The organism is Methanolobus chelungpuianus (assembly GCF_024500045.1).
Lineage (GTDB): Archaea > Halobacteriota > Methanosarcinia > Methanosarcinales > Methanosarcinaceae > Methanolobus > Methanolobus chelungpuianus.
Genome location: NZ_JTEO01000011.1, coordinates 69246 through 96217, shown reverse-complemented (window position 1 = coordinate 96217; position 26972 = coordinate 69246). Strand labels below are relative to the sequence as shown.

Genomic DNA, 26972 nt, shown 5'->3' with positions numbered 1-26972 from the left:
GGCGAATATTGAAAGCCTTGAGCGAAAATATACCTGTCTGTTAGAACAGGCCTCCCATGAGAAGGATATTAGCGGAATGCCGCATCGATCTCGTAACTGAGAGCAGCTCCTAAAGCACATATTGCTATAAAAAGCTTCCCTTTGTTACAGCAGAGGGGTTATAGGTAAGGCTAAAAAGCCGAACTTTTAGCAAAATATTGTAAATGGAGGCTAGCTGTAAAAGAAATAATAAAAGACAACAGTTGTTCAAGTTTTTACTTTTCACATCAAATATATTTCTAAAAGATATAAATGTTTAATTTTAAGCCACGTTAGATATTAACTCGAAAGAAAGAAAAAGAAAAGGGAAAATGCCATACTTATCCATAACCACTGCGTTATACCAAAGACGGAGCTTGGAATTATCCTATATAAAGGCTTCTAAAAGTCATTTGGGCAATTATTGAACTTTTGTATCCCATACCTGTATCATATGGAGTAAATGCTCCAGCATTAATACTAATGTCCTCTCCTTCTATTGACCCTTTAAGTGTGGCTTCAGTCCCCTTTACTAGAATAATTTGAACAAAGTCATAATTAACAGTTACCGGTGGCTTGTTGTCGGGAATTTTCAATACTTTGTTACCATCCCATCTAAGATTGACACTAACATCGAATTGATTGTCGTCCGAATCATTAACTGTAAGCTTTGGAATAGAAAGAGTTGCTGATTTTAAACCTTGATTAACTATAAGACAACTATTGTCAATTGGAATAAATTCTGTAGAATATTCCTCAATTACCGCACCATTCTCATCATAAATTGTGTAATCAAAATTTATCTTGGTCTCTTTATTTCCCATATAATCTGTTTGAAATGAGACAATATTAACATCAGATAGTCCATCTGAGGTATTCCCGGAAAACGCCACAATTGTCTGAGTTCCAGTTATCATCTTTTCATTTGCAACTGCACTTGCACTTGCAATCGTGAGAAGCACGACCATTAGCGCAATTATAAGGCTATTTATTTTTTTCATGTTAATCCTCCTTTCTACCATGGACCATTAGTCAGTGAAACTAGAGGAAAGTAGATCTGCAAAATAAGTTAATGAGACTGAGTACTCTCATGCCAGACAATTCAGTAGTTTTCACTCTTCAAAGCCAAAATTATTGTTTGTCCTATGTTAGGCTCTCAATCTATCTATAAAAGGCTATTCAGATAAAATATATTATTAAGAAGCTAATATCAACCATTTATATGTATTAGATTTTGGCTCTGTAGAAAACCTGTTTCCTGCTGAAAATTACTTATTGCTTTAAAAATTATAAAAACCCAAAATGGTAGTTGCGTCAAAACACAAAGGAAATGGTTAGTGTTTGTGTAACACGTACTTAAATTTTGTTGATACATCGCTAGAGGTATCAGGAAATTCGCATTTGCAGATATACAATTGCAAGTATTCCAAGAGGACTTATACGCAGCATCAACTATTAACCTTGGTTTTGTTGAAGAGTATCTCAACACAGACTACAGAAATATCGTTGAACTTGTTGAATTGATGGACAAGAATGGAGTTTGATGAAAAACTGTATCATAACAGAAACATGATAGAAACGATGTCCTCAGTCCTTAAACGAAAATATGGGGAAGAGATCAATCCAGGAAATATTGGAATCAAGTAAAAGAGATTGAAATTAATAGTAGACAACCTTGGCAGGTCTGCCAAGGTTGTTTATTCAATTCAAACGAGGATTTCTACAGAGCCTAGATTTTGTACCTAATTACCTGTTAATTTCAATATTGGATTTTTCTTCCCACATCTCCAACCGTTCCTTTACATGAGCATTCTGAGTAAATGTATATAAGTTGCGTATCGTGCTTGTTGGCATTATTAAATACGTATTTTCTATTACATTTGATACATACCCTTACAAATAGTATTAATTCATCATAAGAGATACTTTAGTTCTAACATTCCTGACATACTCACTGTAAAAGTTCGGTTTTTTGGGCTTACCTATAACCCTTGGTGCAGCAGAGATCCTCCTGAATGAACATTTAAACAGGCATATTACTAAATACATTAGGGTAGATTTTTATAGGATAAATTACAAGCGGGAATGATTACTATGAATCCAACCGTACAACTGAGGGATCGCTTTTTACAGCGATGAACCGCTTATAGGCAAACATAAGACTATTTTTGATACGACACTGCGCGACGGTGAACAAACACCTGGCGTATCCCTTACCAATGAGCAAAAACTCAAGATTGCACGGCAACTCGACAAACTCGGAGTGGACGTTCTCGAGGCCGGATTCCCCATCTCATCAGAAGGGGAAAAACAGAATGTAAGAGCTATTGCCAGCGAAGGACTTAGTCTTGATGTCTGTGGTCTTGCCCGCGTACTGCAAAAAGACCTTGACGCATGTATCGACTGTGGTGTAGACATGGTGCATACCTTTGTCTCAACATCCGACATCCAGCGGATACACACCATAAAAAAGACCCGCGAGGAGGTCGTTTCTATGGCCGTGAACGCCGTGGAATACATCAAGGACCATGGCGCAAAATGCATGTTCTCTGCCATGGATGCTACCAGGACCGATCTTGACTACCTCATCGAGGTGTTCAAAGCCGTCGAGGGAGCCGGGTGCGACATCATCAATGTCCCCGATACCGTGGGCGTGATGTCGCCTTCCGGCATGTACCGGCTTATCAGCCAGGTGCACAGCAATGTCAATATTCCCATTGACGTTCACTGCCACAACGACTTCGGTATTGCGGTCGCCAACAGCCTTATGGCAGTTGAGGCCGGTGCAAGCCAGGTGCAGGTAACCGTCAACGGCATTGGTGAGCGCGCAGGCAATGCCAACCTCGCCCAGGTCGTGATGTGCCTCCAGTCCATATACGGAGTAAAGACTAACATCAACACGGAATACCTGCTCGAGACCTCCAAGATGGTGGAGAACTTCACAGGCATACACATGCCCCCAAACACCCCCATCGTCGGGGACAATGCATTCGCCCACGAATCCGGCATACACACCCACGGCGTCCTTGAGAAGGCCGACACCTTCGAACCTGGCATCATGACCCCTGAAATGGTGGGTCACAGAAGGCGTATAGTGCTCGGCAAGCATGCAGGTAAGCACGCAGTCAAGCAGTCCCTGAGCGAGATCGGCATCCAGCCCACTGAAGAGCAGCTTGATGAGATCCTCAGCAGGATAAAGACCATCGCAAACCGCGGGAAGCGCATATGCGATGCGGATCTCCACGCTGTTGCCTCGGCAGTCCTCGGCAAGAACCTCGGGCATGAGACCATCAAGCTCAAGGAGTTCTCCGTAATGACAAGCAACCTCACAACACCCACGGCCGTCGTGAGGGCTATTGTCGGTGACCAGGAAGTGACCGCCTCGAACTTCGGTGTGGGACCCATTGACGCCTCACTCAAGGCTGTAGGCAGTATGCTCAACGGCTATACCAGGATCAAGATCCGCGATTTCAGGATAGAGGCCATTACGGGCGGCAGCGATGCCCTTGCCGAGGTCACGATAGGTGTGGAGGACGAGGAGGGACGTGTGGTGACCGCACATTCCGCCAGTGCCGACATAGTGACAGCCTCCGTGGATGCGCTTGTCACAGCCATCAACCTCCTGCTCGAAAAGAAAAAACTCTGGAGCATGCAATAAGCTGCAGACCAATTGAAGTTTACTCTTATCCCGGAAAAGCCTTAAGGATAAGAGTAATTGTACTTTTTTATGCTGGTCAGTTGTATCAGCAGAGGTCCAGCGGAGATACCTCCCTGCAAGGCACACATATCGGAGGCTTCTATATGCAATATGAGATAATCGATTCCCACTGCCATCTTGACTTCCCCCGGTTCGACAGGGACCGTAAGGAAGCTATCGAGAGAGCAAGGCAGTCCGGAGTTATCCGGATGATCAACTCAGGAATAGATTACAGCACCAACGCAGCCTCCCTCGAGCTTGCGCGCAGGTACGGCTTCATCCACGCCACTCTGGGGCTCAGCCCGCAGATGGTCCCGCACGCCAGCGAGGAGAAGATAAGCCAGATACTTTCCCAGATAGAGAGGAACATTGACAGGGCCGTGGGCGTGGGAGAGGCAGGGCTTGATTTCCACTACTGTGAGACGGAGGTCGGCCGCCTGAAACAGACAGAGGTGTTCCGGAAGGTCATCGAAATAGCCCGCAAGTACGGCAAACCGCTTGTGATCCATGGCAGGGAGGCCGAGGATATGGCCCTGCAGCTCAGCCGTGATCTCGATACGGTTGTGTTCCACTGCTATGGGGGTTCACTTGAGACAATGCAGCAGATCGTGGACGCAGGTCACTTCGTATCAGTCCCGACCCTTGTATGTTTCTCGGAGCATCATCAGTCAATAGCGAAACATCTGCCTCTTGAGAACATGCTCATAGAGACAGACAGTCCTTACCTGTCCCCGAGGAAGGGCAGGAACGAGCCTGCATTCGTGGCAGATTCAGTGCCACAGATAGCAGCCCTTAAAGGAATTGAAGCATCCGAAGTTGCCGAAACGACAATGAAAAATACCCGCAGGGCGTTTGGCATCTGAAGTATCCGGCCATCAGTCCCGGCTTATCGTTCATTCAGGAGTTCATGAAACATGCAAGTCAGACATTTCAACGCAGGCCTCTACGATGCCAATTCATATCTCATCAACGGGAAAGTGCTGGTGGACACCGGCATGAACACCCCCGCACTCATGGCAGCAATTGAGAAAAATATCGATATTAAGAGCCTCGAACTAATCATCCTTACTCACTGTCATATTGACCACACGGCCGCTGCAGGAGAGATAGCGGAGAAGAGTGGTGCCAGGGTGGCTATCCACCGGGAGGACGCGCCCCTGCTCAAAGACGATGGGGTCAGCGCAGCATCCCTCTTCGGTCGCAGGACACCGCAGGTCGAGCCCGGCATGCTGCTTGAGGACGGACAGAGGATTAATATAGGAGAGGGCGAGGAACTGGAGGTCATACACACGCCCGGCCATACGCCAGGCGGTATCTGCCTCTATGAACCGGTCTCAAAAAGCCTCTTCTCAGGAGACACGGTGTTCCCCGGTGGCAGCATAGGGCGCACCGACTTTGAAGGAGGCAGCCCTTCCGCGCTGACGGCATCCATAAGCAAGCTAGCAGCGCTGGACATAAGGATACTTTACCCAGGGCACGGCAGCATCACATCCGACGATGTGAAGAGGCAGATAGAGATGTCACTGAGCATGTCCAGGGGATTTTTAAGATTCTGATCACATTGAACTTCATACCGATACATCATGGCAAGAAAAGACAGGAACGCAGAAAAGAATATTTCTTCCCGTAACGACCCCAGATTCCTCCCCATGAGCCTTGAGGAGGCGGCAAAAAAAGGCTGGGAAGAGCTTGATATCATCATTGTCACCGGGGATGCATACGTAGATCATCCCGGGTTCGGGACAAGCATTATCGGCAGGGTGCTTGAGGATGCCGGGTACAGGGTGGGAGTTATCGCGCAGCCGGGATGGGAGAGTACCGCGGACTTCACCAAACTTGGTAAGCCGCGCCTGTGCTTTGCCGTGAGTGCCGGGAATACGGATTCCATGGTAAGCAACTACACGCCTTCAAAACGCCTGCGTCATGAGGATGCATATTCTCCAGGGAACAAGGCCGGCCTCAGGCCCAACAGGGCATGCATCGTTTACACTAACAGGCTTAAGGAGGCCTACCCGGATGTGCCGGTCATCATAGGAGGTATCGAAGCCTCCCTGCGCCGCTTTGCCCAGTATGATTACTGGTCCGACAAGGTGCGCCAGTCCATCCTGGCCGATGCCCCCGCTGACCTGCTGGTCTATGGCATGGGAGAGCTGCAGATGCTTGCCATCGCAGACAGACTGAAGAACGGCATACCTGCTGGCTGGATCACCGACATTGACGGCACTGTATGGAAGATGGACATTAAGACCTGGAAAGAGAAAAAAGAGGAACTTTTAAGCACATACATGGAGGTTCCCCCCTATGCGGAAGTCTCTCAGGACAAGACGCTCTATGCAAAAGCCTTCAGGACCATTTTCGAGGAACAGGACCCTGTCTGCGGGCACGGGATCCTCCAGGTGCACCCGAAGACCGTGGTGGTGCAGAACAAGCCCATGCGCCCCCTGAGCACGGAAGAGCTTGACCGCGTGTACGAACTGCCCTTCACCAGGGAAGCACACCCATCCTATAGAGAAAAAGTGCCGGCCCTGGACATGGTCAGGTTCTCCATCACTACCCACAGGGGATGCTTTGGCTCATGTTCCTTCTGCGCCATAGTCATGCACCAGGGACGCATGATACGCAGCCGCAGCATCGAATCCATACTCAGGGAAGCGGAGAGCTTCAGGGATATCAAGGGTTTCAACGGCACCATTAACGGGCTTGGCGGCCCCTCGGCCAACATGTACGGGATGGACTGCAGGAAGTGGGAGGCAACAGGGGCATGCAGGAACAAGCTCTGCCTTTACCCTCAGGTATGCCCGTCCCTGAACACAAGTCACAGCAAACTTATAGAGCTGATGAAGAGGCTCAGGGAACTGCCAGGGATAGAAAAGGTCTTCACAGGCTATGGAGTGCGCTACGACTTGGCACTGCTTGACGAACAGTACATGGAGGAGCTATGCGCCCACCACGTCAGCGGCCAGCTTAAGGTCGCACCCGAGCACTACTCGGACAGGGTCACTGCCGTAATGAAAAAACCGGACAGGAAGACCTTTGAGAGATTCGAGCAGAAGTACAGGGAGATCAATAAGCGGCTTGGCAAGGACCAGTACCTTGTGGCCTTCCTCATATCGGGCCATCCCGGATGTACCATTGAGGATATGATCGCCACGGCGGAGTATATCCGCGATACGGGCAGGTACACCAGACAGGTGCAGGATTTCACCCCCACCCCCATGACAGCCGCCACCTGTATGTTCCACACGGGCGTGGACCCCTTCACAGGCAAGAGGGTATACGCTGCCACAACTCCGAAGGAGAAGAACATCCAGCGTGCCATGCTCCACTACAGGGAGCCGGGCAATCATGCCCTTGTCTACGAGGGTCTGAAGCGTGCAGGAAGGCTGGACCTTGTGGGCAGCACATGGAACTGTCTCATACCAAGAAGCACGGACAGGAAGAAAAAGGGCGGATGGTAGTATTGAGTGAAACTTTTTACATTGCTGCCCATAATGCAAAGTTTCATGGATATGGAATAAAGTTACAGCAGTGATTAAATAGATAGGAAAAAGATAGTTAATCTTTTAACATATTGGCACAATCTACCATTGTACACGTGGGATTGTACTATTAGTGGGAGGTATGCATGAATCTGATTGTGGCGATACTTAGCTTTGTTTTTATAGTGTTTTTAGTTTCTTTCGCAAGCGGGAGTCCGGTTATCAGTATAGACGAGAACATAGGGGATGAAGAGTTCTATTCGGCCTCATACACGAATCCTGAAAGCGTAGCAATGCACCAGATGGCCAGGGAGAGCGAGGACGGGAAGCATTCAATGGTGCAGTTTAACGACGAGCTCAAGCCAATGAAGACCGTCAGCCCTGACGGTAATTGCTCCATATATCTGAAGGTGTTCACTGTCAGTTCCGAGATGGGCATCGAGGATTATGCCCTGAACAGTACGGCAAAGCCCAGAGAGATCAGACTGAAGGACATCAGCACCATGGGCTGTTACGCGGTTGCATTTTCCCCGGACAGTAAGATGTATGCCGCGCCAAGGATCATACACCTGGGAGATGGCAGGAACGGCCAGTATGCCATTGATATCATGTCAGTGGATAAGAATGAGCTGATACACAGGGAGCTTCTTCCTTTCTACATGGAGAGCACGAAGAACACTTCGATGGAATGGAGCCGCTCACAGATGTACGGGGTATACTGGTCAGAGGATGGTTCTTCCATAGTCTACGATGTCCTTGGAGCTGACATCCAGGGAGGGCTATACCCGACAACGCTTGTCACCAACAGGCTTAACGTAAATTATACCGAGCTGCGCCGGTTGAACGGATATGAGGAAACAGTGCAGGAGAGTGCAGAATTTGCAGGCTATGACGAACTGATGGAATCCTACAGGCAGACAAACGAAGAGGAGGAGCAAATGAACTCCCCGCAAAACGGGGAGGCAGAAGATGACACTTCCGAGGATGAACCGGAGCCTGTGGCTTCGATGCCCGGATTTGGAATACTGATCGCTGCTGCGGCTTTGATAGTATCAAAGAAGTGGATGAAGGATCGTCCTTAGATAATGTGAAGGAGCTTGGTCTCTCTGGAGGCTCCGCAGTACCGGAAACATCCTCCATAACTATTTTCACAGGCAGGTGTTGATATTGTGATCTGCGCAGGCTTTAGAACAGAATTTGAGAAATAATTAACACCAATACTTATACCTTTAACTATATCCTACATAACACTGTTATAAAATGATAGATAAATTTCAATGCCTGAAGAGTAAAGGGGGTTAAATGAAAAGGCCGATCGTTGAGATACTGCTTTTGTCGGAGAAAAGGAAGAATGTACTCTTGTTATTGCAGGCTGGCCCAAAAGAGATGCAAGAGCTCATTGGGGCAGTGGACACGACAAGGACAATCCTGCTTCCTCAAATGAAAGTCCTTAAAGAAAGTCACCTGATATCTCAGCATGATGACACTTATGAACTGACAACGATCGGAAAACTGATCGTCGAGAAAATGGCAGATTTTTTAGGCACAGCCGAAATGTTTGGGGAGAACAGCGATTATTTAGGGACACACAACATAGATTTCATTCCGCAGCATCTTCTGAAAGAACTGCCCGAGATCGGCTCCTGCGAAATAGTCAATATCCCTCTCTATAACATATTTGATCAGGACATTGAACTGCTGCAAAAGGCCTTAAGGAGTAAACGCTGGCTTGAGATCACTTCGGTCCTCTACCCCACCTTTTATGAATTCTACGCACAGATGATAGAGAACGAAATTGACACATCGGTCATCATCACCCAGGAATTTTATGATAAAGCCAAAAAAGAATATTATCATCAGTTCAAAGACATAATTAACCTTAAGCTCATCACACTTTACCTGTATCCTGAAAAGCTGGATTTCACATCGTTCATACTTGCTGGTGAATGCATGAGCTTCAGGCTATTCACGAACGAAGGCGAGTTCGACCATCGGAAAATGCAGATATGCGGACCTGCCGTTCCCGGCGGGGGGAAAGAATTATTCGAGTACTACAGACAGCGGTCCACACTCATCATTGACATCTAGTTCTGCGGGGTTTTCCTGAAACGCACGGCCTTTACAGATCAATTTTGATCTTACGCTCAGTAGTCATAATTGAATACACCTCGCCCTTTTCATCCAACAGCGGAGTGGCTGTCAGGCATACATCTATTATCCTTCCGTCTTTGGTAAGCCTCCTTGTACGGTGAGGCTTCAGGGTCTCAGTCCTGCTGAGCTTCTTTAAGAGATCCACAGATTCCTGTTTTAAGTCCTCAGGGACCAGTCTGCTTATGTTCATCGACATGGCCTCAGTCTCGCTCCAGCCGTACATCTTCATTGCCATCGGATTCCATGCCCTGATATTGCCATCCATATCCAGAAGTGTTATAGCATCTCCGGAATCATGAACCACCAGGGCCAGGCGGCGAAGGGCCTCTGTCTGCTTCAGGAATGTTACGACCACCCCTTCAATGGTGTTTTTCAGAGTACGATAGGGTCGCATCCTCAGGATGTACCATTCGCCTTCACGGGTGCGAACCTCGGTCTCCACAGGAGCCAGATCTTCCAGAACGGTCTTTATGTCAGTTATAAAGTTGTCATAATTCAACACGTTGGTAACAATATGTTCAATAGGCCGCCCCACATCCGTGGGTATCAGGTTCATAATCTTCGTGGCTGCAGGAGTAAAGCGCTGGATATGCAGCTGGTTGTCCACGAACACAATACCCACGCCTGTGGAGGCCAGCAGGTTGTTCATATCCTCATTGGCTTCAGACAGTTCAGCTACCTTGGTCTCAAGTTCGCTGTTGACGGTGGACAGCTCCTCATTTACGGATTGCAATTCCTCCCTCGAGGTTTCCAGTTCCTCGTTGGTGGACTGCAATTCCTCGTTCATGGACTGCATCTCTTCGTTGGAGGATTTCAGCTCTTCATTGGAGACCTGAAGTTCTTCGTTTGAGGCCTTGAGATATTCTTCCATCGTCTTAAGTTCTTCTTTGAGGGAAGCGATGGTCTCTTTCTCTACATCCTGATTCTCTGACAGTTCTTTTTCATCCGTTGGGGACTCCCTGCTCTGCGGTACAGGAATGGGGCTTGAAGGCGTATCAAAAGTGATCAGGAACAGATTCTGGTCGAGAGATTCTTCCAGTGGTCTCACCGTCAGATCGAGAGTAGTGAAACTGCCATTGCTCTTGACCCTGATACCTGGACGGGTCACATGTTCTTTGTTCACCACTGCCATGCTCAGGACAGCAGTCAATGTGTGCCGCAAGCCATCCCTGGCCATTTTCAGGACGTTATAATCCGGCTCGCCTGAAGGCATTTCAAGATAAAGGCCTGTGCGTCCGTAAAGATAGAGTATGTCACCGTGTTCGTTGACAAGCACACCTGCTGGAGCGTAGTCCTGAAGCAGTTTCTTTTCAGTCAGCTCGCGCAAATGGAGCCGGCTCTTAAGGAAACCCTTCTCAGGAAGTTCTCTTGAGTTATTATGTTCCTGCGGGGGCGGAAAAAATGCTCCTACGGAATAATGATAGTCACTGCGTGCTGGCTTGCTTTTATATATCTTGGACTGCCTGTCCAGGCTCTCAAAAAGATCCGAGAAGTCCCCAATGCTCTCAGAAGTACCAAGTAAGAGATATCCGCCGGGGTTCAATGAGTAATGGAACATGGGAATAAGCTTTTTCTGCGTCCCCTTATTGAGATATATAAGGAAGTTCCGGCAGCTTATTATGTCGATCTTGGAGAATGGAGGGTCCTTGATGGCGTCCTGCTCCGAGAAGATCACATGTCACGGATGTGCTTCTGAACAGTATAGTTGTTGAGCTCCGGATTATGAACAAAGAAACGCCTCAGTCTCTCCTCCGAGACGTCAGATGAGATGCTTGAGGAAAAAGTAGCCTTGCGTGCCTGCTTGATCGCCTGGTCGTCAATATCAGTGGCGAATATCTGTATCTTGTAATTCTGTCTCGCTTTTTCCATGTATTCCTGAAAAAGGATGCCCAGCGAATATGCTTCTTCACCGGTGGAGCAACCTATCACCCAGGCGCGTATGAGCGTACCCGGGGATTTGTTCTCAAAGATACCGGGAATCACTTCATTATTTAGCTTCTCGAATACATCGGGATTGCGGAAGAAATTAGTTACGTTGATCAGAAGGTCGTGGAAAAGTGCGCTTACTTCCTCCGGCTTCTGCTGCAGATAGCGGGCGTACGCATCCATGCGTTTTATCTGGGTAATCACCATGCGGCGCTTTACACGGCGGTCTACGGTACTTTGCTTGTATTGGGAGAAATCATGGCCTGTCTGCTTGCGCAGCTCATTGAAGATTATTTTTATCGCTTCTCCTGCATCACCGGAAGAGACAGGCTTTTCCCCGAAGATATGGGACACATAGTCACACAGATGGACAGGCATCTCCTCAGGCTTCAGGATATAGTCCGCCATCCCGGTCTCAATAGCACTGTGAGGCATGCCGTTGTATTCGCTGAACTCAGGATTCTGCACCATTACCATGCCTCCATGGGCCTTTATATCTCTCACCCCCTGCGTACCGTCACTACCGGTACCTGAGAGGATGATGGCGACAGCATACTCCTCCTGGTCCTGGGCTAAAGTGCGCAGGAAAGAATCGATAGGCATTCGATGACCACGCGGCTCTGCCGGCTGCACCAGGTGCAGTACACCTTCCGTAATGATCATATCCTTATTGGGTGGAAGAACATAGACCGTGTCCTGCCTGACGGTCATGCCATCCTTTACATCAAATACCTCCATTTCCGTATAACGCCGGATGATATCAGAGAGCATGCTCCTGTAATCAGGCGCCATATGCTGCAGCACAATAAAGGCCATGCCCGTACTTGCATCTTTGGGGATTGACGAAAAGAACTGCTCTATGGCAGACAGTCCGCCGGCAGATGCACCAATACCTACAACAGGGAACTTCTCGTTGGGAAGAACACTTGAAGGCTCAACTGGGGCAGGCTCATTAATGCCGGGCATCCCTTCTTCCTTCTGCGCAGGGACCCCTTTCTGCGGCTCTGCCTTATTTTCGGCTGCGTTCTCATCACTGGTCATACGTTCATTCCTTCATACATGTTACTGCCCCTTTATCGTCAAAACAGACAAGATCCTATGATCCCAATACATTATTCGATTAGTTGCTTATATTAGTAATCATGCATCGACCAGGTCTGGAAAGCTATGTTACAGGCGGCCGCCCAAAGACACTTAAAGGCCAGGTCCCGCATTGACAGAACAACACCTCCGTGCCGGACCAGAAATCGGGTCCCGGCGTTATTCCATCGCCATTTCCATCAGGTCGATTATGTCCAGCACCTCTACATCCGGGCAGCCGCGCTTGAGGTTGGTCCTGCACAGCGGGCATGAGGTGACCAGGTAATCGACTCCCTCGGGAATATCTCCCACACGTCTTTTTGCCAGCTCCTGGGATAGCTCTGGATAGCCTTTAAGCACGCCACCGCCTGCACCGCAGCACCTGGACTTCTCGCGGATGTTCTTCATCTCCTTAAGGTCGCAGATGCTGGTGATGATATCCCTGGGAGCGTCAAAGACACCGTTGCACCTTCCCAGATGGCACGGGTCATGGTAGGATACCTTCAGGTCAAGCTTCTTCAGGTCCATCTCAGCAAGGCGGTCTGCAAGGAACTCGGAGACGTGTACGACTTTCAGGTCTTCGGGGTAATCGTTCTTCAGGGTTGTATAGCATCCTGCACATCCGGTGATTATGGTGTGGGCGCCTGTTGCCTTGATCTGCTCCAGGTTCCTTGAGATCAGTTCCATGGGATCGGACCCGGTTCTCAGGAGGGGGGAGCCGCAGCATACCTCATCCTTGAGCACGGTCACGCCGAACCTCTTGAGTATATCGAAAGTGCGTTTGGCAAGCTCAGGATAGCGGTATGAACCCAGGCAGCCTGCGAAATACAAATAATCGGCCTTCTCCCGGACATCCTTTGCAGACTCCCCGAGCCATGCCATGCGCTCTCCGGTCTCGCCAAGGGTATTGCCAAGCTCGTTCGCCCTGGACGCTATGTCCTTCTGGGCCTGGGTCATCTTGCCCTGCAGCACCAGCTGGTGCCTTGTGTTCTCCACGACCTTAGGAGGAGCCGCACCGGAGGGGCACAGCTGCTCGCAGATCCCGCAGGTCGTGCACATGTTCAGGCTGTTGAGCACGCCCTCGTCCACTTCAAGTCCCTGGGAAACGCCGTGGGCCACAAGCATGCGCCCCCGGGAGCTTGATGACTCCCAGCCCACCACATCGAATATGGGACAGACGGAACGACAGGTTCCGCAGCGAACACATTTCAGTATGGACCGCATGTCGGATTCCAGCATTCTCATACCCCCATCTTCCCGGGATTGAGTATCCCCTTGGGATCAAGTGCCTTTTTGATCAGTATCATAACATCAAGGGCTTTGCCAAGCTCCAGTTCGAGGTACTCCGCCCTCGCACCGCCTACCCCGTGTTCCGCTGTCACGGTGCCTCCTATTGAAATGGCTGTGCGGTGTATCTTATCGGCGGCCTTGTTCAGTTTCTCCCAGTCCTTGTCGTCAAGCACGTCGATGCACATTCCTGTATGCAGGTTCCCGTCACCGATGTGCCCGTAGGTCATGATGGGTATGTCGAACTCTTCCGATATCTCGCTTACCTTGTGCAGCATCCTGGGGATTTCCTTGATGGGGACGCCTATATCCTCACCCACGTATACGCGGGTGCGCATGGGGTCCAGTCTTGAGACAGCTGCACCTACAAGCCTTCTTGCAGCCCAGATCTCTTCCCTCTCCTTCTTGTTTGTCGCGGCCCTGATGCCGGTTGCCAGGGAACTGCAGGCATCCTCTATCATGGCAATGCCTTCGCGCACGGCGCTCTCTGTCCCGTCCACCTCGAACATCAGGATAGCCCCTGCCCTGGGGAGGCCTACCTTGGGATCGTAGGTGTTGATGGCATCTATAATATTACTGTCAAGTATCTCACATGCAGAAGGGACGATCCCGGAGGACAGCACCTTTACTACCGCCTTGCCTGCAAGCTCGGGGTTCTCGAAAGAGGCAAGCAGCACAGAACGCTCCCTGGGAAGGGCACGTACTTTCAGTATCGCTTTTGTCACGATCCCCAGCGTTCCCTCGGAACCGACAAAGAGATCGGTCAGGGAGTAGCCGGCCACCGACTTGATGGTCTTTGAGCCGGTGTTGATCACAGTGCCGTCAGCGAGCACCACTTCAAGCCCGAGCACGTAGTTCCTTGTGGTCCCGTATTTGACCGAGCGCATACCGCTACCGTTATTTGCTATAAGGCCGCCCAGGGTGCACATTGCAGAGCTTCCGGGGTCAGGCGGGAAGAAGAAGCCGTAGGGCTCAAGGGCAAGGTTGAGCTTTTCCTGGACAATTCCCGGCTCCACGACCACCTGGAGATTATCAAAATCCATTTCAATTATCCTGTTCATGGAAGACATATCAAGGACAATGCCGCCTTCCACAGGCACGGAGCCGCCCGCAAGACCGGTGCCGGCGCCTCTTGCCGTAACAGGTATCCCTTTTTCCCAGGCAAGTCTCACAACATCTGCCACCTGTGCAGTGCTGACTGGCCTGATGACGAATTCAGGCATCCCCCTTACCTGGGAGGCATCGAATGAGTAACAGTAAAGTTCGGCAGCAGATGCGGAAACTCTCTCATTCCCTACAATCTCCTGCAGTTTGTCCAGTAGATCGGTCTTTTGCATGAAATCACTTTTTACTAAGTTTGAAGGATTTAAATCTATTGGTGAATGCAAAACTTTACATCTATCCACACCCATTAGGCAGCAATGACACGATACTTTGAGGTACAGCAGCGTGACGGCGCTGCAAGGATAGGTAAACTGCTGCTCAGCAGGACCATCCAGACACCTTTCATACTCGACAGCCGGCTTCTTGGCTCCACGGAAAGCCCTGTCATAGATGCAGGCTCCCTCTGGAGACTCGGCTCCGCAGAAGCCGCCAGAGAAGAGCTTGCCAGGATACGCAGCATCGCAGGAGAGGACTCGCTTGTGATCCTTCCCCACCTGTCGTTCCCGCCCGAGGTCCCGGAGGAGATAGCAGGTTCTGACAAGCTCGACCCCGATACGGATATATCCGGCCCCACCGGATCCGTTTACAGGCATCTGAAAAGGATCAGGCCCAGCGACCTTTATGTGATGGAAGGGGCAGGATGCCTTGAGAACAATGCAAGGCGCTTTTTCAATACCCTGCTTGGTATTAAAGAACATGTCCCGCCTGACACTGCAGTCTATGCGCCGGCCATCTCCCTGCCCGAGAACATTGCGCTGCTTGTCTACCTTGGCATAGATGTCCTTGACAACACCAAAGCCATAATTGCGGCTCATAGTGATATTTACCTGACATCCTCAGGCAGGTTCTACCTTGATTCCCTTGCCGAACTGCCCTGCAGGTGCGAGGCCTGCGCAAGCACCAGTGTGGAAGAGCTCAGGGGATCTGATAGGAGGGAGAGGGCAAAGATCCTCGAAAGGCATAACCTCAATGCACTTGAAAGTGAGCTTGCCCTTGTAAGGGAAAGGATACGTGCAGGCACATTAAGGGAATATGTGGAGGGACAGTGCAGGACGCGCCCCTGGCTCACCGCACTCCTGAGACTTGCTGACAGCGAATACAACTATATCGAAGAGAAGAATCCCATTGCCAGGTCCAATGAGATGCTGGCAAACAGCACCGAATCCCAGTCAAGGGTGGAGATCGTGCGCTTTGCAGAAAGGGTTCTTGAAAGATACACGCCTCCGGAAGCTGATGTGCTCGTGCTGCTGCCCTGCTCGGCGAAAAAGCCCTATTCAGTTTCAAATTCCCACTGGAAGTTCATCAACGCCATCGGCAGCAACCGCAGGTATGTGCATGAGGTCATAATCACATCACCCATAGGCATCGTTCCCCGGGAGCTGGAACTTACATACCCGGCAGCACACTATGACACAGCCGTCACAGGTCACTGGGATGCGCAGGAAAGGGAATGGGTAGCAGGATGCCTTGAAAGATATCTGGTGAAGAACAGATATGCAACTATCATCGCCCATGTCGAGGATGCCTACAGGGAGATATGCGAAACTGTCTCACAAAGGCTTGGTATCGGGATGATATTCACCGGCTCCGGTAACGTAACATCCCATGAGGCCCTCAGGAAGCTGAAGGAGGAAGTTGAGAAGCATAGCACAGGAAAGGCCCGCAACGTCGAGGAAAGGAAGAAGGATGTCATGTGCTGTATCGCTGATTACCAGTTCGGCAGAGGAGCGGGCGACATATTGGTACCGGAAGGCTCTGTCATTAAGGGGCCGTATCCCAAATACCAGGTATTCGCTGGAAAGAAGCAGCTCACAACCCTTATTCCCCAGTACGGCACGCTTGCTGTCACCATCGAGGGGGCTGAGCTTCTGGCACCCTCGGGGAAATATGTTGTGAGCATAGATGACTTTGTGCCAAGGGGCTCCCTGCTGGCTCCCGGAGTTGTCAGTGCAGATCCTTCCATAAGGCCCGGGGATGAGGTGTTCGTACGCGGAGAGAAAGCCCTGTGCGTGGGCAGAGCTGTGATGAGCGGCAGGGAGATGCAGCTGTCAGGAAGAGGGGTTGCCATAGACCTGCGCCATGTTAAAAAGCTTTAAAGACAGAAATATGAGGGGAGATCACACAGGTAAATGATCATCAGACCTTTTGAGCCTGGCGACTTCGGGGACGTACTTGAGATAGAGGCCGAAGCCTTTGCAGAGCATAATCCATTCATCTATATGAACTTCTATGAGATGAACAGCGATTCCTTCCTTGTGGCTGAGGAGAAGGGGCGTATAACCGGCTTTGTTGTCGGCTATCAGGTATCCGGTGAGGAGGGGAGGATATTCTCGCTTGCTGTAAAGGAGCGGTACAGAGGCTATGGTATCGGCACTCACCTGCTTGAGGCCGTCATCAGTGTCTTCAGGAAAAAGCTGCTTTCCATTGCAAGCCTGGAAGTAAGACTAAGTAATCGTGAAGCGCAGAGGCTCTATCAGAAAACGGGATTCGTCCCCTGCTGGATCCACAGTGGCTACTATTCAGACGGCGAGGATGGCATCATCATGAAAATGCGGCTCTATCCGGTCGTGAGTACTGCAGTGGATGAGCTCCTGAGCAAGATACAAGGCTCTGCCATAATGCCTGCTTATCGGCTGGAAGATATCATTTGATATCTATGTACTTTTGATGCCCCTGCTGCCAACCCTCTGGGCAAATTCCTGCATCCTCGTGGAAGTGCGTGCCACACCTGACAGTTCATCCTTTGAGATAACGGAGGCCAGATCGTTGCCGAGAACAAATATCGCTTGCTTGTGTTCAGCCTTGCTCCTGTGGACGTGCAGCGGGCTTATCGCCAGCGAATTATAGTGGCGGAACTCGTAATCCATACCCATGTACTCAAAGTGCCTTTTGATCTGAGCCATCAAAGTGTGCAATTGTATCAACTCATCCTTGTGCATACCAACCAACCTATAGTACCAACCTTTAGGAACACAGTCCTGTGCATCCAGCACAGTATAAAGTATTAACTGACTATATTTACAATATGGGAAATAAAGACGTTTTCCCGGAAGCAAAATTCCTAGCATGAGAGATATAAACACATCTGAAAGAAGTAAACGATTAATGATGAAAAATAAGCCTGTAATGATTACTGTAGAAATAATAACATTAAAAATAAATAAAGATATTGGTGCCACGGAGCAGCACCATTAATTAAGATCACAGGGCGTCTGCGGTGAATATCTTTACGGATGCAGGCCTTTTGGTGACGCTTCCGACCTTCGCGCCCACAAGGTTCTCGATCCCCTTGTCAGCTGCGATGTCCAGTATCCTCTGCGTGACAACACCATCAAAGACAACTGTTTTTACCTCATCCTGATAGTCCTTGAGAGTGGTCACAAGATCCCTGACAGCGGTCTCATTGACTACCTTGTCCTTTGCATCAAGGAAGCGGGCACTGAATGTGCCGATAAGGTCATTTGCATGGGGCTTGAACTTGCTGCTTAAAGGAGAAGGCTTGCTTGCGATCTCAGGCCTGCTTACCTCAGGTTCAGCCTCCGCCTTTGCCTGTGGCTTATCGCGGGACTGGGACCTTTCTCCCTGGGACCTGTCACGGGACTGGGATCGCTCCCTGCTCTGCGGCCTCTCACCGGAAGTTCTCTCGCGGGACTGAACCCTTTCCCTGCTCTGCTGCGGCCTCTCGCCGGAAGTCCTCTCACGGGGCTGCCTTGCCTTGTCTTCATCCGTCTCGGCAGGAACTTCCTTTTCGCCTGCCTGGGCCTTCGAAGGGATAAGTCTCTTTACCTCGGGAGCCACCCGGGCTATTTCGGGAGCGGGGATCCTTGCCCTTCTTTCCTTGTTCTTGGGCACACGTGTCACCCGGGAGCCATTCTCTGACTCGGAATCCCTGATGCTGTATTTGTCGAGCACCTGTTCCACAGGCACCTTCTGGCGCAGGGCCCTTACAACTTCCTTCTGCACAAGATCCTCGACGCTCTTTCCGTCAGGGGCACGGGCAATGTAATCAACGTTGGCTACCTGGACAAGTTCCTTGACAATGAGCTCGCCTCCGCGGTCGCCGTCCGTGAATACAGTCACCGTGTCCTTCTTCTTGGTCAGCTCGGCAACCTCCGGAGGAACGTTAGTGCCTCCCACACAGATGGTGTTCTTGATACCGTAACGGAGAAGGTTCAGCACATCTGCGCGTCCCTCAACAACGATGATAGCATCGGAATCGAATACTGCAGGACCGCACGGAATCTTGTTCTTACCGAAGTACTGCATTTCCTCGACCCTGACAGACTGGCGCACCTGGTCTGCGATCTCCTGGGATTCAGGCAGGTTCTCGTCGAACATGCCTGTAAGGATGAACTTTGCCCTCTCGATGATCTGCTGCCTCTTGGTTGCCCTGACGTCCTCCATCTGGGTTATCTCTATCTTTGCGCTGCAGGGACCCACCCGGTCGATGGTCTCAAGTGAAGCTGCCAGGATGGATGTCTCGACCTTGTCAAGGCTTGAAGGGATAAGGATAGTTCCCTTGGTCTTACCGTTCTTGGCGCTTACCACAACCTCGATCCTTCCTATCCTGCCTGTCTTCTGCAGGTCACGCAGGTCAAGGTCAGAACCAAGCAGCCCTTCCGTCTGGCCGAAGATAGCACCCACTATATCGGGGCGTTCGATTATTCCTTCAGCGCTGATCTTAGAATGGATTATATATTTTGTAGTATCTGCATTTTGCATTTGGATTCTCCTAAAGTTTGTGATGATGTCATATAGTTGAAAGCCTCTCAAGCCTTCATCCCAATGCAAAAATAGTAAACTACCCCAACATCACATGTATGCAGTACAGGCAGCCATGATACCAGGAAGGATCATCCTTATTTAAGTATAAATTAGGACTTATAAAATGCAGCGTTATGTATTATCGTAAAACTACATCCGCTAATAAGCATACCAATATGCAGCAAGCAATTTCCCGCGGGCGTTTGCCCCTTGCTCTGACCACTCAAACATATTCCGGCAGGCATGATTAGCAGTTTTCCAAATCCCTCATCTGATTCCCAGTTCTATTTTTTTCTACCTTGTACCTTTGTTTTCCGTTACTCCTTTGTCTGTGAGATAGGTTTTACATGTAATGAATAAGGATTATGATTAAACTATATTTGCATTAGTGGAAATGCCCGCTCATAGGAGCATTTCTGTGATCTTGATCGAATTTCAAGCATGATTATAACCATCGCCTGATGGTTACATAAAGTAATAGATTTCAAACTCTTATAAACTTATGGGTTACACGGATTAACAGGCTTTGAATGAGAACGCAAGTTAACTGGAGTTATTCCTTCATTACAGTTCCTTTCATACCGAAGAAAGCTCTGTCGCAAGGAACTATCATATAAATTAACTGCCTTTGTGATAATATGAATAAGAGAGATCCAGGCTACAGTAAAAAGCTTATCATTGTAGGCGGAGGAGCAGTGGGACTGGCAGTGGCAACAAGCGTAAGGCGCCACAGCAACTACGACGTCCTTGTGTTCTCTTCGGATTCCCATGCATCCTACAGCCAGTGCGGCATACCTTTCGTGATAGCAGGGGATATCAGAGACTTCAACTCCCTTCTTCTGCGGGACAAGGAGTTCTTCGGGGAGGCAGGAATAGACCTGCGGACCGGTACTACCGTCCAGTCCATAGACCTGGGCAAGCGCACGGTGATTGCTGATGGAAAAGAGTACGGGTTCGACAAGCTTGTGATCGCAACAGGCAGCATACCCTCGGTGCCGGAGGAACTCCGGCAGGGGGCTTCACTGGAGAACGTCTTCACCGTACGTACCCTTAGTGATGGCATCAGGCTTGAAAGATCCCTGCAGACAGCATCGAGTGTGGCGATAATAGGCGGAGGACCCATAGGTGCCGAGCTTGCGGCCGCATGCTCCAGAAGAGGATTAAAGACGCTGCTGGTCAATCGCAGCGATTCACTGCTATCGCATAATATCGACCCGGATATGGCAGATATAGTCCGGGAGCACCTTGAGTCCATGGGAACAGGAATACTTACAGGCTATACCCCTGAGGCCATCAAGGGAGATGGCAGTGTCAGTTCCGTGACCATAGAGGGAAAGGATTTCCCTGCCGATATTGTCATAATATCCACAGGAGTGGATCCTGAAACACGACTCGCAGCAGATGCAGGTATACAACTTGGTCCCACGGGAGGGATCATGGTCAACGAGAACCTGCAGGCAAAGCTGGCTGACGGAAGTTTCGACCCTGACATCTATTGCGGAGGAGAATGCGTGGAACTGCAGGATCGCATAACAGGCCGGCCCATATTGAGCCAGCTTGCCAGTACGGCAAGAAGGATGGCAGGAGTGATACGGGATAATCTCATCTCGCAGGAGAAGAGTTTCGGCCCTGTGATCAGTCCATGGGTCGCCGTCATCGGGGAGCTTGAAGTAGGCACTGTGGGAATTACAAGCAAGGTTGCCAGCCTCAATGGAATAGAGATCGTGAGCGGCCTTGCAACCGGCACCACCAGTGCAGGATACTACCCCGGCTCAACCCAGCTTTACATCAAGCTCCTTTTCAGCGACAGGGTCCTTGTGGGTGCACAGATCATCGGTGGCAAGGGCGTCAAAGAGAGAATCGATGCGCTTTCTCTTGCCATCAGCAAAAGAGCCACAGTGGAAGAGCTCCTTGACCTGGAAACCTGTTATACGCCGCCTGTGGGAACACTTGTCGATCCGCTCACCTACGCAGCAAAAGGTGCGCTCAGAAAGATGACGAAGGTCCGGAAATGATAACCATTGACGGTTCATACGGGGAGGGAGGAGGACAGATACTTCGGACTGCGGTCTCTCTCTCGGCAGTGATCAAAGAAGAAGTGACCATTAAGAATATTCGCAAGGCAAGGCCCCAGCCAGGACTCAAGACCCAGCATCTCACCTCGATAGAGACAGCGGCTCTCATGTGTGATGCACAGGTGGAGGGGCTCTTCCCGGGATCCACCGAGATACGGTTCTCTCCAGTGGAAATAAAGGGGTTGAACGCCGAGATAGACATAGGAACGGCAGGAAGCATACCCCTGCTCGTACAATGCATCATGCCTGCAGCCGCACATGCCAGCGGGAATGTCAGTCTGAGGATAAAAGGAGGGACCGATGTCATATGGTCTCCCAGCACGGACTATCTTGAGAATGTGACCTTCAGGGCTCTTTCCAGAATGGGTTACAGGGCCCACCTGAAAACGATTTCCAGGGGCTACTACCCCCGGGGAGGAGGACTTACCGAACTATCCATTGAGCCATCCGGACTTAATGCGTATGATTACACCAGGGAGGACGGGATCGTTTCGGGCATCTCGCACAGTTCCAGGCTGCCCGGACATGTGACGCAGAGGCAGGCTTCATGTGCACAGGAGATCCTGGAAAGGGAAGGGTATGAGTGCGAAATAGGAACTGAGGTCACACAGGATGTTTCCACTGGAAGCGGGATAAACCTCTGGTCAGGCTTCAAGGGCGCCGTGTCCATCGGGAAAAGAGGGCTTCCGGCAGAGAAGGTGGGCTCCATGGCTGCCGGGGAAATGTTGCAGGATCTACGATCGGACGCTGCTGTGGACAGGCATCTTGCGGACCAGTTAATACCGTTCCTGGGACTGGCAGGCAGCGGCTCATTCACAACTGCCGGACTTACAGAACATACAAGCACCAATATATGGGTCACCGAACAGTTCCTGGACGTGAAGTTCGGTACGGAAAAAAAGAATGGGTCAGTGGAGATCCATGTGCGCTGATCATTCCTGAGCGTCGGCTATACTGATGTACTCCGAAGGGATGCTCTTTGCAAGTACGATGTCCTCGTTGACAACCACAATATCGATCCCGTCATCCTGCGCCGCTGCGGCATCGATCTCAAAGACGACCGGGTTCTCAGTGTGAATGGAAGCTGCCTGCATAGCCTTCTCCAGGGAGGTGCTCAGGTGCACATAACACTGCCTGATGGGAGTGATGCCATTCTCAAGCAGCATGTCCGCTTCCTCCTGGCTTACGCCGTAGTAAAGGTAGGGGAGTTCATTCTCGGGATAATCGGATACCAGGTCCACGTCCACGGAATGTCCGTAGCGCGCCCTTATAAAAGACCCGTCTATCTCGTAGCGGCCTTTGACGTCAGACTCCACCAGAGACACAAGGCGCTCCATGGTGCCCCACTTGTAGCGTTTCTTCATAATATCGCAGAGCACATCCACATCCACCCATCCCTGAGGGTCCATTTCCAGGCCAACATCCTCCGGGAAGTGCCTCAGTGCACCGGAAATGAATCTTCCAAGCCTCTCTTCCCGGTCATCATCCAGCACATAACGTCCTTCTTCGCCGCATTCAGGGCAGACCTCGCCCCTGAAGTACCCATGCTGTAAACATTTACGGATCATGATATCTTTCAGATATATGTTATAATTAATATAAGTTGTCTAAATGAAGTCACATGCGCGGTTCACATAAACCTGGCGGTGCCCGCAGCAAAGAACAAAGGATTTAAGATTGGTCGTACATCTAAGTCTTTCAGGTATTATCATGGATGAAATTATAGAAATTTACAAAAAGCAAAAGCTCAGCGGAATTATCAAGCAGGAGGATTTCCTGGAAAGGGTAGGGGAAAAAGTGAACCAGATGGGAGGGCTTTGCGACAACAGGACTGCCGCAATGCTCGTTGCGCATGACCTCGGGGCTGGCGATACGGGCGAAGGTACCGGGAGCGAAGTCCACAAGGTGGCAGACATAGCCCCCGGTACAGGCAATGTGAGGCTTATCGCCAGGGTCATGACAGTGTTCCCTGCCAAGGAGTTCAACCGCAATGACGGGACCATCGGAAGGGTTGCAAACCTCATCGTTGCTGATGAGACGGGTTCCATACGCCTGACTCTCTGGGATGACAAGGCAGACCTTGTAAAGACCGGGGATATATCGGTCGGACAGACATTCCAGATCAGCGGCTATGTGAAGGAAGGCTATTCCGGTGTTGAAGTGAATGTCGGCAATAACGGAGTGCTGTGCGAGACGGATGAGAAGGTTGAGGCATCTGTCGCCTCCACAAAGATAAGCGACATAAAGAACGGCATGGGCGACCTTAATCTCAGGGCAAGGGTTCTGGATATCGCCGACATCAGAACATTCAACCGTAAGGACGGCTCCACGGGCAGGGTTACCAATATAACCGTGGGCGACGATACCGGGAAGATCAGGGTCACCCTCTGGGATGAGAAGACCGATCTGCTGTCGGGCTTAAGGATCAATGATTCCATCGAGATCATCAACGCCTACGCCAGGGAGAATAACTTCAGCCAGCAGGTGGAGGTGCAGGTGGGTAACCGCACCATTGTGAAAAAGACAGACAAGGAGATCGCATACTCCGAGAACTTCACCCCCATTTCCGACATCATCCCCGGGGAATCATACTCCATCAAGGGATCCGTTTCCGGCATAGGGGAGCGCCGTGACTTTACCCGCGACGACGGCACTGAGAACAGTGTCTCCAACATCTATGTTTCTGATGATACTGGCAGGATAAGGATAGCCCTCTGGGGTGAACATGCAGGCCTTATAGATGAGGTCGATATCGATACAGAAGTAGAGATAATCGATGCTTTCTCAAAGTCAGGGTTCAATGACGAGATCGAACTCAGCGCAGGGAACAGGACGAGGATAGTTGTTCTCTGAACAGCCGGGGAACAGGGATCGACGGGACCTGCCGGAACACCGGACAACCGGATGTTCCATATCCCTCATACTAATAATGATGCTGCTCAACTATGACAGCAACTGTTAAGGATAACAGCTGCTGACCTTTTCTCTTTTTTATTCCTTTTGGCATGTAAACAATTGCACAAACATCTATAAATACAATCAAGTCAACATTTTAACTGTGGACTAAGTGACCTATTCTTAACTTCTGGCTTAAAAGGAAGGTATGGTCGTGAACGAGCAGAGGGATCTTGAAACCGACGTTTCGATAAAAGAGATACAGAACGAGATGTCTGTCAAAGAGCTGATGACAAAGGATATCTTTGTCGTGGATGCTGACGCTACCGTACTTGAAGTTGCCAGGGAGATGACCGACCGTAATGCAGACAGCGTGATCGTGGTCGATAACGGTGACACTGCCGGCATAATCACCGAGAAGGATATAGTCTCCAAGACTGTTGCAAAGAACAGGCTTCCCGGAGAGATGTCTGCAATGGAGATCATGTCATCCCCGATAATAGCCATCAGGCCATCCACAGGAATAATCGAAGCAGCCGAACTCATGGTCAAGTCGGATATACGCAGGCTTGCAGTGATGGATGGCAGTATCATACTGGGAATGATAAGCTACAGAGATATCATGGCAATCTCCCCGGGGCTGAACACCATCCTCCAGAACCTGATAGAGTTGCACCGGGAGGGAGATTTCCTGAAGGAGACCGATGTGGAACGTGGCATATGCCAGCGCTGCGGTGCCCTGTCTGATAACCTGACAGAGGTCAACGGACTTAACCTATGCGAGGACTGCAGTGAAGAAGAAGGTTACTATGACTAGTTTTATACCGGTCAGTCAAAACAAGGACACAGAAAGCTGGTGAAAAGAATGTCTGTCTCGATATATGATGAAAAAAGGTATGTATCGATTTTTAAAGCAATCAAAAGTAGCTTTACGGACCTTACAGGAAAAGCAGGGTTATGTATGCTTGCGAAAAGCACCTGCGTAGACAGGCATTGCTATCCGATTGCGTGCTGAGAGCGCATTTAGCATCAGGGCCACCGGGACTGAGGGAAGATCTGATGCCTGGACTGTCGCTGCCAGAACAGTGAAATATAATAAAAGTTCCAGGCAATTAATTTCCCATAGTTTGCTTTGATGAGGCTGCTTAAAAGTAAAGAGAACAGAGTGTTCCGGTCCTTATCAGGGATGGGATCGCTCGACACTAAGAAGCAAACCAGATTGATCGCATGATAAGAAGTATACCAGCTGCTGCGAAGATATCAGGACCAGGATCTTCTGCAGTCCCCATGACACCTGATTATTATGTTAATGACAAGAGCGGAGGTAATCCGGTTGTAAAGAAAAACAATCCTCAGAAAGGAACTGTACCGGAAGGAACTGCAAGGCCCTTTGAAAGGACCACTGGACAGGGTCCTTCTGCCGGTAGATGAACAGAATATGGGAAGCACCCTCAATGGATAAACAGAACGCGGTGTTTTCTGCGCACGATATAGGAAGAGTAAGGAAGAATTTGAACATTTGAATGGAGGAAAACCATGAATGTTGGAGATATAATGAGTTCGCCGGTATTTACCATAGCACCGGAGGAAAACGTGGCACATGCAAGAAACCTGATGCTTAAACACAAGATAAGCACCCTGGTGGTGGCCAGGGAGGGGAAAATGATTGGCATAGTCACGAAGACAGACCTGAGCAGAAGACTTGCGCAGGCAGAACCAATGTGGCGCAGAAGACCGATAGATAAGATTCCGGTCAGTATGGTGATGAACGATGCCCCGATATCGATCTACCCGGATGCCTCGATATCCCAGGCAAGCAACCTCATGCTGGAGAACGGTATCAACTCGCTCGTGGTCGTAAGGGAAAACATAATGGGAATAGTCACCGGAACAGACATAATGAGGTATGTGTCCCAGCAGAAGGATATCAAGCTGAGGGTCTCGGACCTCATGGTCGATGATATAATCTTCGTTCACAGGCACCACACAATAAACCACGTTGTCCAGGAAATGGAAAAGCATGAGGTCAACAGAGTGATCGTCACCGATGATTCCAATGAGGCGGTGGGGATCATTACAACAAGTAATGTGGCATTGAACATCATGGTGGACAATGAAGGGAATATGCAGTCAAAGAGCATAAAAATGGCACGCAGGTCCACTCCGGCCGGCCAGAAGACCTACAGGTACATCAAGGATGTGCCGCTTGTTGCCGAGGATATCATGGTAGAGCTGCCTTCCGGTGTAGCTGTTGACGATATGGTGACCGATGCTGCAAGGCTCATGCTGGAAGAGCATGTCATTAGCCTTCCTGTTGTCAACAGGGAGGAGATCGTGAGCATGATCGGCAGGAAGGATATACTGCGGGCTGCTCAGTAAGTACAGGCAGAAGCGAACAAGATAAAAATGAGAAAGGATACGGAATTTATACAGAGG

At 49.9% G+C, this 26972-nt stretch carries 21 protein-coding genes and 2 pseudogenes; 15 read left to right on the top strand and 8 right to left on the bottom strand.

All coding sequences use genetic code 11. The annotated features are described in order from the left end of the window. Positions 1-401: 401 nt before the first annotated feature. Entirely contained in the window at positions 402-1019 is a 618-nt protein-coding gene (locus PV02_RS12800; protein ID WP_256623801.1) for a hypothetical protein, read from the bottom strand. A gap of 340 nt (positions 1020-1359) precedes the next feature. Between PV02_RS12800 and PV02_RS12795 the strand changes: the two are divergent. The 7 genes and pseudogenes from PV02_RS12795 to PV02_RS12765 form a co-directional block, all read left to right on the top strand. Beyond that, positions 1360-1550 (top strand): annotated as a pseudogene (locus PV02_RS12795) (IS5/IS1182 family transposase); the annotation flags it as partial. A 614-nt stretch (positions 1551-2164) separates the two neighbouring features. After that, positions 2165-3676, top strand: a complete 1512-nt coding sequence (locus PV02_RS12790) for a 2-isopropylmalate synthase (protein ID WP_256623807.1) — start codon at positions 2165-2167, stop codon at positions 3674-3676. Positions 3677-3819: 143 nt separating this feature from the next. Then, positions 3820-4578, top strand: coding sequence for a TatD family hydrolase (locus PV02_RS12785; RefSeq protein WP_256623800.1), 759 nt, complete (start codon positions 3820-3822; stop codon positions 4576-4578). Positions 4579-4629: 51 nt separating this feature from the next. Beyond that, positions 4630-5271 carry an MBL fold metallo-hydrolase gene (locus tag PV02_RS12780; protein ID WP_256623799.1) on the top strand — a complete coding sequence of 214 codons (642 nt, stop codon included), beginning with the start codon at positions 4630-4632 and terminating at the stop codon, positions 5269-5271. 27 nt (positions 5272-5298) lie between these two features. Then, the gene (locus tag PV02_RS12775) at positions 5299-7173 is read left to right on the top strand and encodes a YgiQ family radical SAM protein (RefSeq protein WP_425438358.1); all 1875 of its coding nucleotides are present in this window, start codon (positions 5299-5301) and stop codon (positions 7171-7173) included. Between the two features lie 167 nt (positions 7174-7340). Further along, entirely contained in the window at positions 7341-8276 is a 936-nt protein-coding gene (locus PV02_RS12770) for a hypothetical protein (protein WP_256623798.1), read from the top strand. Between the two features lie 220 nt (positions 8277-8496). Next, positions 8497-9282 (top strand): helix-turn-helix transcriptional regulator, encoded by a 786-nt coding sequence (locus PV02_RS12765; RefSeq protein ID WP_256623797.1) that lies wholly within the window; start codon positions 8497-8499, stop codon positions 9280-9282. Between the two features lie 31 nt (positions 9283-9313). On the opposite strand, the gene PV02_RS13330 is transcribed toward PV02_RS12765, so the two are convergent. The 4 genes and pseudogenes from PV02_RS13330 to PV02_RS12745 all read right to left on the bottom strand — a co-directional run bounded on the left by PV02_RS13330 (position 9314) and on the right by PV02_RS12745 (position 14975). Continuing rightward, on the bottom strand, positions 9314-10888 hold the full coding sequence (locus tag PV02_RS13330; protein ID WP_342765650.1) for a PAS domain-containing protein: 1575 nt from the start codon (positions 10886-10888) through the stop codon (positions 9314-9316). Then, positions 10862-12237 (bottom strand): annotated as a pseudogene (locus PV02_RS13325) (chemotaxis protein CheB); the annotation flags it as partial. The pseudogene PV02_RS13325 and the gene PV02_RS13330, both read right to left, overlap by 27 nt. 294 nt (positions 12238-12531) lie before the next feature. Continuing rightward, complete coding sequence (locus PV02_RS12750; protein WP_342765649.1) at positions 12532-13596, bottom strand: (Fe-S)-binding protein; 1065 nt, start codon at positions 13594-13596, stop codon at positions 12532-12534. Next, positions 13593-14975 (bottom strand): FAD-binding oxidoreductase, encoded by a 1383-nt coding sequence (locus tag PV02_RS12745; RefSeq protein ID WP_256623796.1) that lies wholly within the window; start codon positions 14973-14975, stop codon positions 13593-13595. Before PV02_RS12745 ends, PV02_RS12750 begins: the two co-directional genes overlap by 4 nt. 84 nt (positions 14976-15059) lie before the next feature. On the opposite strand from PV02_RS12745, the gene arcS reads away from it, so the two are divergent. Continuing rightward, entirely contained in the window at positions 15060-16898 is a 1839-nt protein-coding gene (arcS, locus tag PV02_RS12740; protein WP_256623795.1) for an archaeosine synthase subunit alpha, read from the top strand. Positions 16899-16931: 33 nt separating this feature from the next. After that, a complete protein-coding gene (rimI, locus tag PV02_RS12735) occupies positions 16932-17453 on the top strand; it encodes a ribosomal protein S18-alanine N-acetyltransferase (RefSeq protein ID WP_256623794.1) in 522 nt (173 codons plus the stop codon). Between the two features lie 3 nt (positions 17454-17456). Here the strand turns inward: rimI and PV02_RS12730 are convergent, their stop codons facing one another. Next, on the bottom strand, positions 17457-17741 hold the full coding sequence (locus PV02_RS12730) for a UPF0058 family protein (RefSeq protein WP_256623793.1): 285 nt from the start codon (positions 17739-17741) through the stop codon (positions 17457-17459). 127 nt (positions 17742-17868) lie between these two features. On the opposite strand from PV02_RS12730, the gene PV02_RS12725 reads away from it, so the two are divergent. After that, positions 17869-17997 carry a hypothetical protein gene (locus PV02_RS12725; RefSeq protein ID WP_256623792.1) on the top strand — a complete coding sequence of 43 codons (129 nt, stop codon included), beginning with the start codon at positions 17869-17871 and terminating at the stop codon, positions 17995-17997. A 6-nt stretch (positions 17998-18003) separates the two neighbouring features. Here the strand turns inward: PV02_RS12725 and dnaG are convergent, their stop codons facing one another. Continuing rightward, positions 18004-19524, bottom strand: a complete 1521-nt coding sequence (dnaG, locus tag PV02_RS12720; protein ID WP_256623791.1) for a DNA primase DnaG — start codon at positions 19522-19524, stop codon at positions 18004-18006. A gap of 680 nt (positions 19525-20204) precedes the next feature. Between dnaG and PV02_RS12715 the strand changes: the two genes are divergently transcribed. Together PV02_RS12715 and rtcA are read left to right on the top strand one after the other, a co-directional pair. Then, positions 20205-21581 (top strand): FAD-dependent oxidoreductase, encoded by a 1377-nt coding sequence (locus PV02_RS12715; RefSeq protein ID WP_256623790.1) that lies wholly within the window; start codon positions 20205-20207, stop codon positions 21579-21581. Further along, positions 21578-22573: an RNA 3'-terminal phosphate cyclase gene (gene rtcA / locus PV02_RS12710; RefSeq protein ID WP_256623789.1), complete on the top strand. Its 996-nt coding sequence runs from the start codon at positions 21578-21580 to the stop codon at positions 22571-22573. Before PV02_RS12715 ends, rtcA begins: the two co-directional genes overlap by 4 nt. On the opposite strand, the gene PV02_RS12705 is transcribed toward rtcA, so the two are convergent. Further along, positions 22574-23209 carry an RNA 2'-phosphotransferase gene (locus tag PV02_RS12705; RefSeq protein WP_256623788.1) on the bottom strand — a complete coding sequence of 212 codons (636 nt, stop codon included), beginning with the start codon at positions 23207-23209 and terminating at the stop codon, positions 22574-22576. It abuts the gene before it with no gap. A gap of 142 nt (positions 23210-23351) precedes the next feature. On the opposite strand from PV02_RS12705, the gene PV02_RS12700 reads away from it, so the two are divergent. The 3 genes from PV02_RS12700 to PV02_RS12690 all read left to right on the top strand — a co-directional run bounded on the left by PV02_RS12700 (position 23352) and on the right by PV02_RS12690 (position 26915). After that, positions 23352-24494 carry an OB-fold nucleic acid binding domain-containing protein gene (locus PV02_RS12700; protein ID WP_256623787.1) on the top strand — a complete coding sequence of 381 codons (1143 nt, stop codon included), beginning with the start codon at positions 23352-23354 and terminating at the stop codon, positions 24492-24494. Between the two features lie 250 nt (positions 24495-24744). Next, positions 24745-25353 carry a CBS domain-containing protein gene (locus PV02_RS12695; protein ID WP_256623786.1) on the top strand — a complete coding sequence of 203 codons (609 nt, stop codon included), beginning with the start codon at positions 24745-24747 and terminating at the stop codon, positions 25351-25353. 737 nt (positions 25354-26090) lie between these two features. Then, the gene (locus PV02_RS12690; RefSeq protein WP_342765648.1) at positions 26091-26915 is read left to right on the top strand and encodes a CBS domain-containing protein; all 825 of its coding nucleotides are present in this window, start codon (positions 26091-26093) and stop codon (positions 26913-26915) included. The last annotated feature ends 57 nt before the right edge of the window (positions 26916-26972 follow it).

Bases quoted from the DNA above. Each gene is read 5' to 3' on its own strand.
- PV02_RS12800 (WP_256623801.1), bottom strand. From the start codon at position 1,019: ATGAAAAAAATAAATAGCCTTATAATTGCGCTAATGGTCGTGCTTCTC.
- PV02_RS12785 (WP_256623800.1), top strand. From the start codon at position 3,820: ATGCAATATGAGATAATCGATTCCCACTGCCATCTTGACTTCCCCCGG.
- PV02_RS12780 (WP_256623799.1), top strand. From the start codon at position 4,630: ATGCAAGTCAGACATTTCAACGCAGGCCTCTACGATGCCAATTCATAT.
- PV02_RS12775 (WP_425438358.1), top strand. From the start codon at position 5,299: ATGGCAAGAAAAGACAGGAACGCAGAAAAGAATATTTCTTCCCGTAAC.
- PV02_RS12770 (WP_256623798.1), top strand. From the start codon at position 7,341: ATGAATCTGATTGTGGCGATACTTAGCTTTGTTTTTATAGTGTTTTTA.
- PV02_RS12765 (WP_256623797.1), top strand. From the start codon at position 8,497: ATGAAAAGGCCGATCGTTGAGATACTGCTTTTGTCGGAGAAAAGGAAG.
- PV02_RS12750 (WP_342765649.1), bottom strand. From the start codon at position 13,596: ATGAGAATGCTGGAATCCGACATGCGGTCCATACTGAAATGTGTTCGC.
- PV02_RS12745 (WP_256623796.1), bottom strand. From the start codon at position 14,975: ATGCAAAAGACCGATCTACTGGACAAACTGCAGGAGATTGTAGGGAAT.
- arcS (WP_256623795.1), top strand. From the start codon at position 15,060: ATGACACGATACTTTGAGGTACAGCAGCGTGACGGCGCTGCAAGGATA.
- rimI (WP_256623794.1), top strand. From the start codon at position 16,932: ATGATCATCAGACCTTTTGAGCCTGGCGACTTCGGGGACGTACTTGAG.
- PV02_RS12730 (WP_256623793.1), bottom strand. From the start codon at position 17,741: ATGCACAAGGATGAGTTGATACAATTGCACACTTTGATGGCTCAGATC.
- PV02_RS12725 (WP_256623792.1), top strand. From the start codon at position 17,869: ATGAGAGATATAAACACATCTGAAAGAAGTAAACGATTAATGATGAAA.
- dnaG (WP_256623791.1), bottom strand. From the start codon at position 19,524: ATGCAAAATGCAGATACTACAAAATATATAATCCATTCTAAGATCAGC.
- PV02_RS12715 (WP_256623790.1), top strand. From the start codon at position 20,205: ATGAATAAGAGAGATCCAGGCTACAGTAAAAAGCTTATCATTGTAGGC.
- rtcA (WP_256623789.1), top strand. From the start codon at position 21,578: ATGATAACCATTGACGGTTCATACGGGGAGGGAGGAGGACAGATACTT.
- PV02_RS12705 (WP_256623788.1), bottom strand. From the start codon at position 23,209: ATGATCCGTAAATGTTTACAGCATGGGTACTTCAGGGGCGAGGTCTGC.
- PV02_RS12700 (WP_256623787.1), top strand. From the start codon at position 23,352: ATGGATGAAATTATAGAAATTTACAAAAAGCAAAAGCTCAGCGGAATT.
- PV02_RS12695 (WP_256623786.1), top strand. From the start codon at position 24,745: ATGGTCGTGAACGAGCAGAGGGATCTTGAAACCGACGTTTCGATAAAA.
- PV02_RS12690 (WP_342765648.1), top strand. From the start codon at position 26,091: ATGAGTTCGCCGGTATTTACCATAGCACCGGAGGAAAACGTGGCACAT.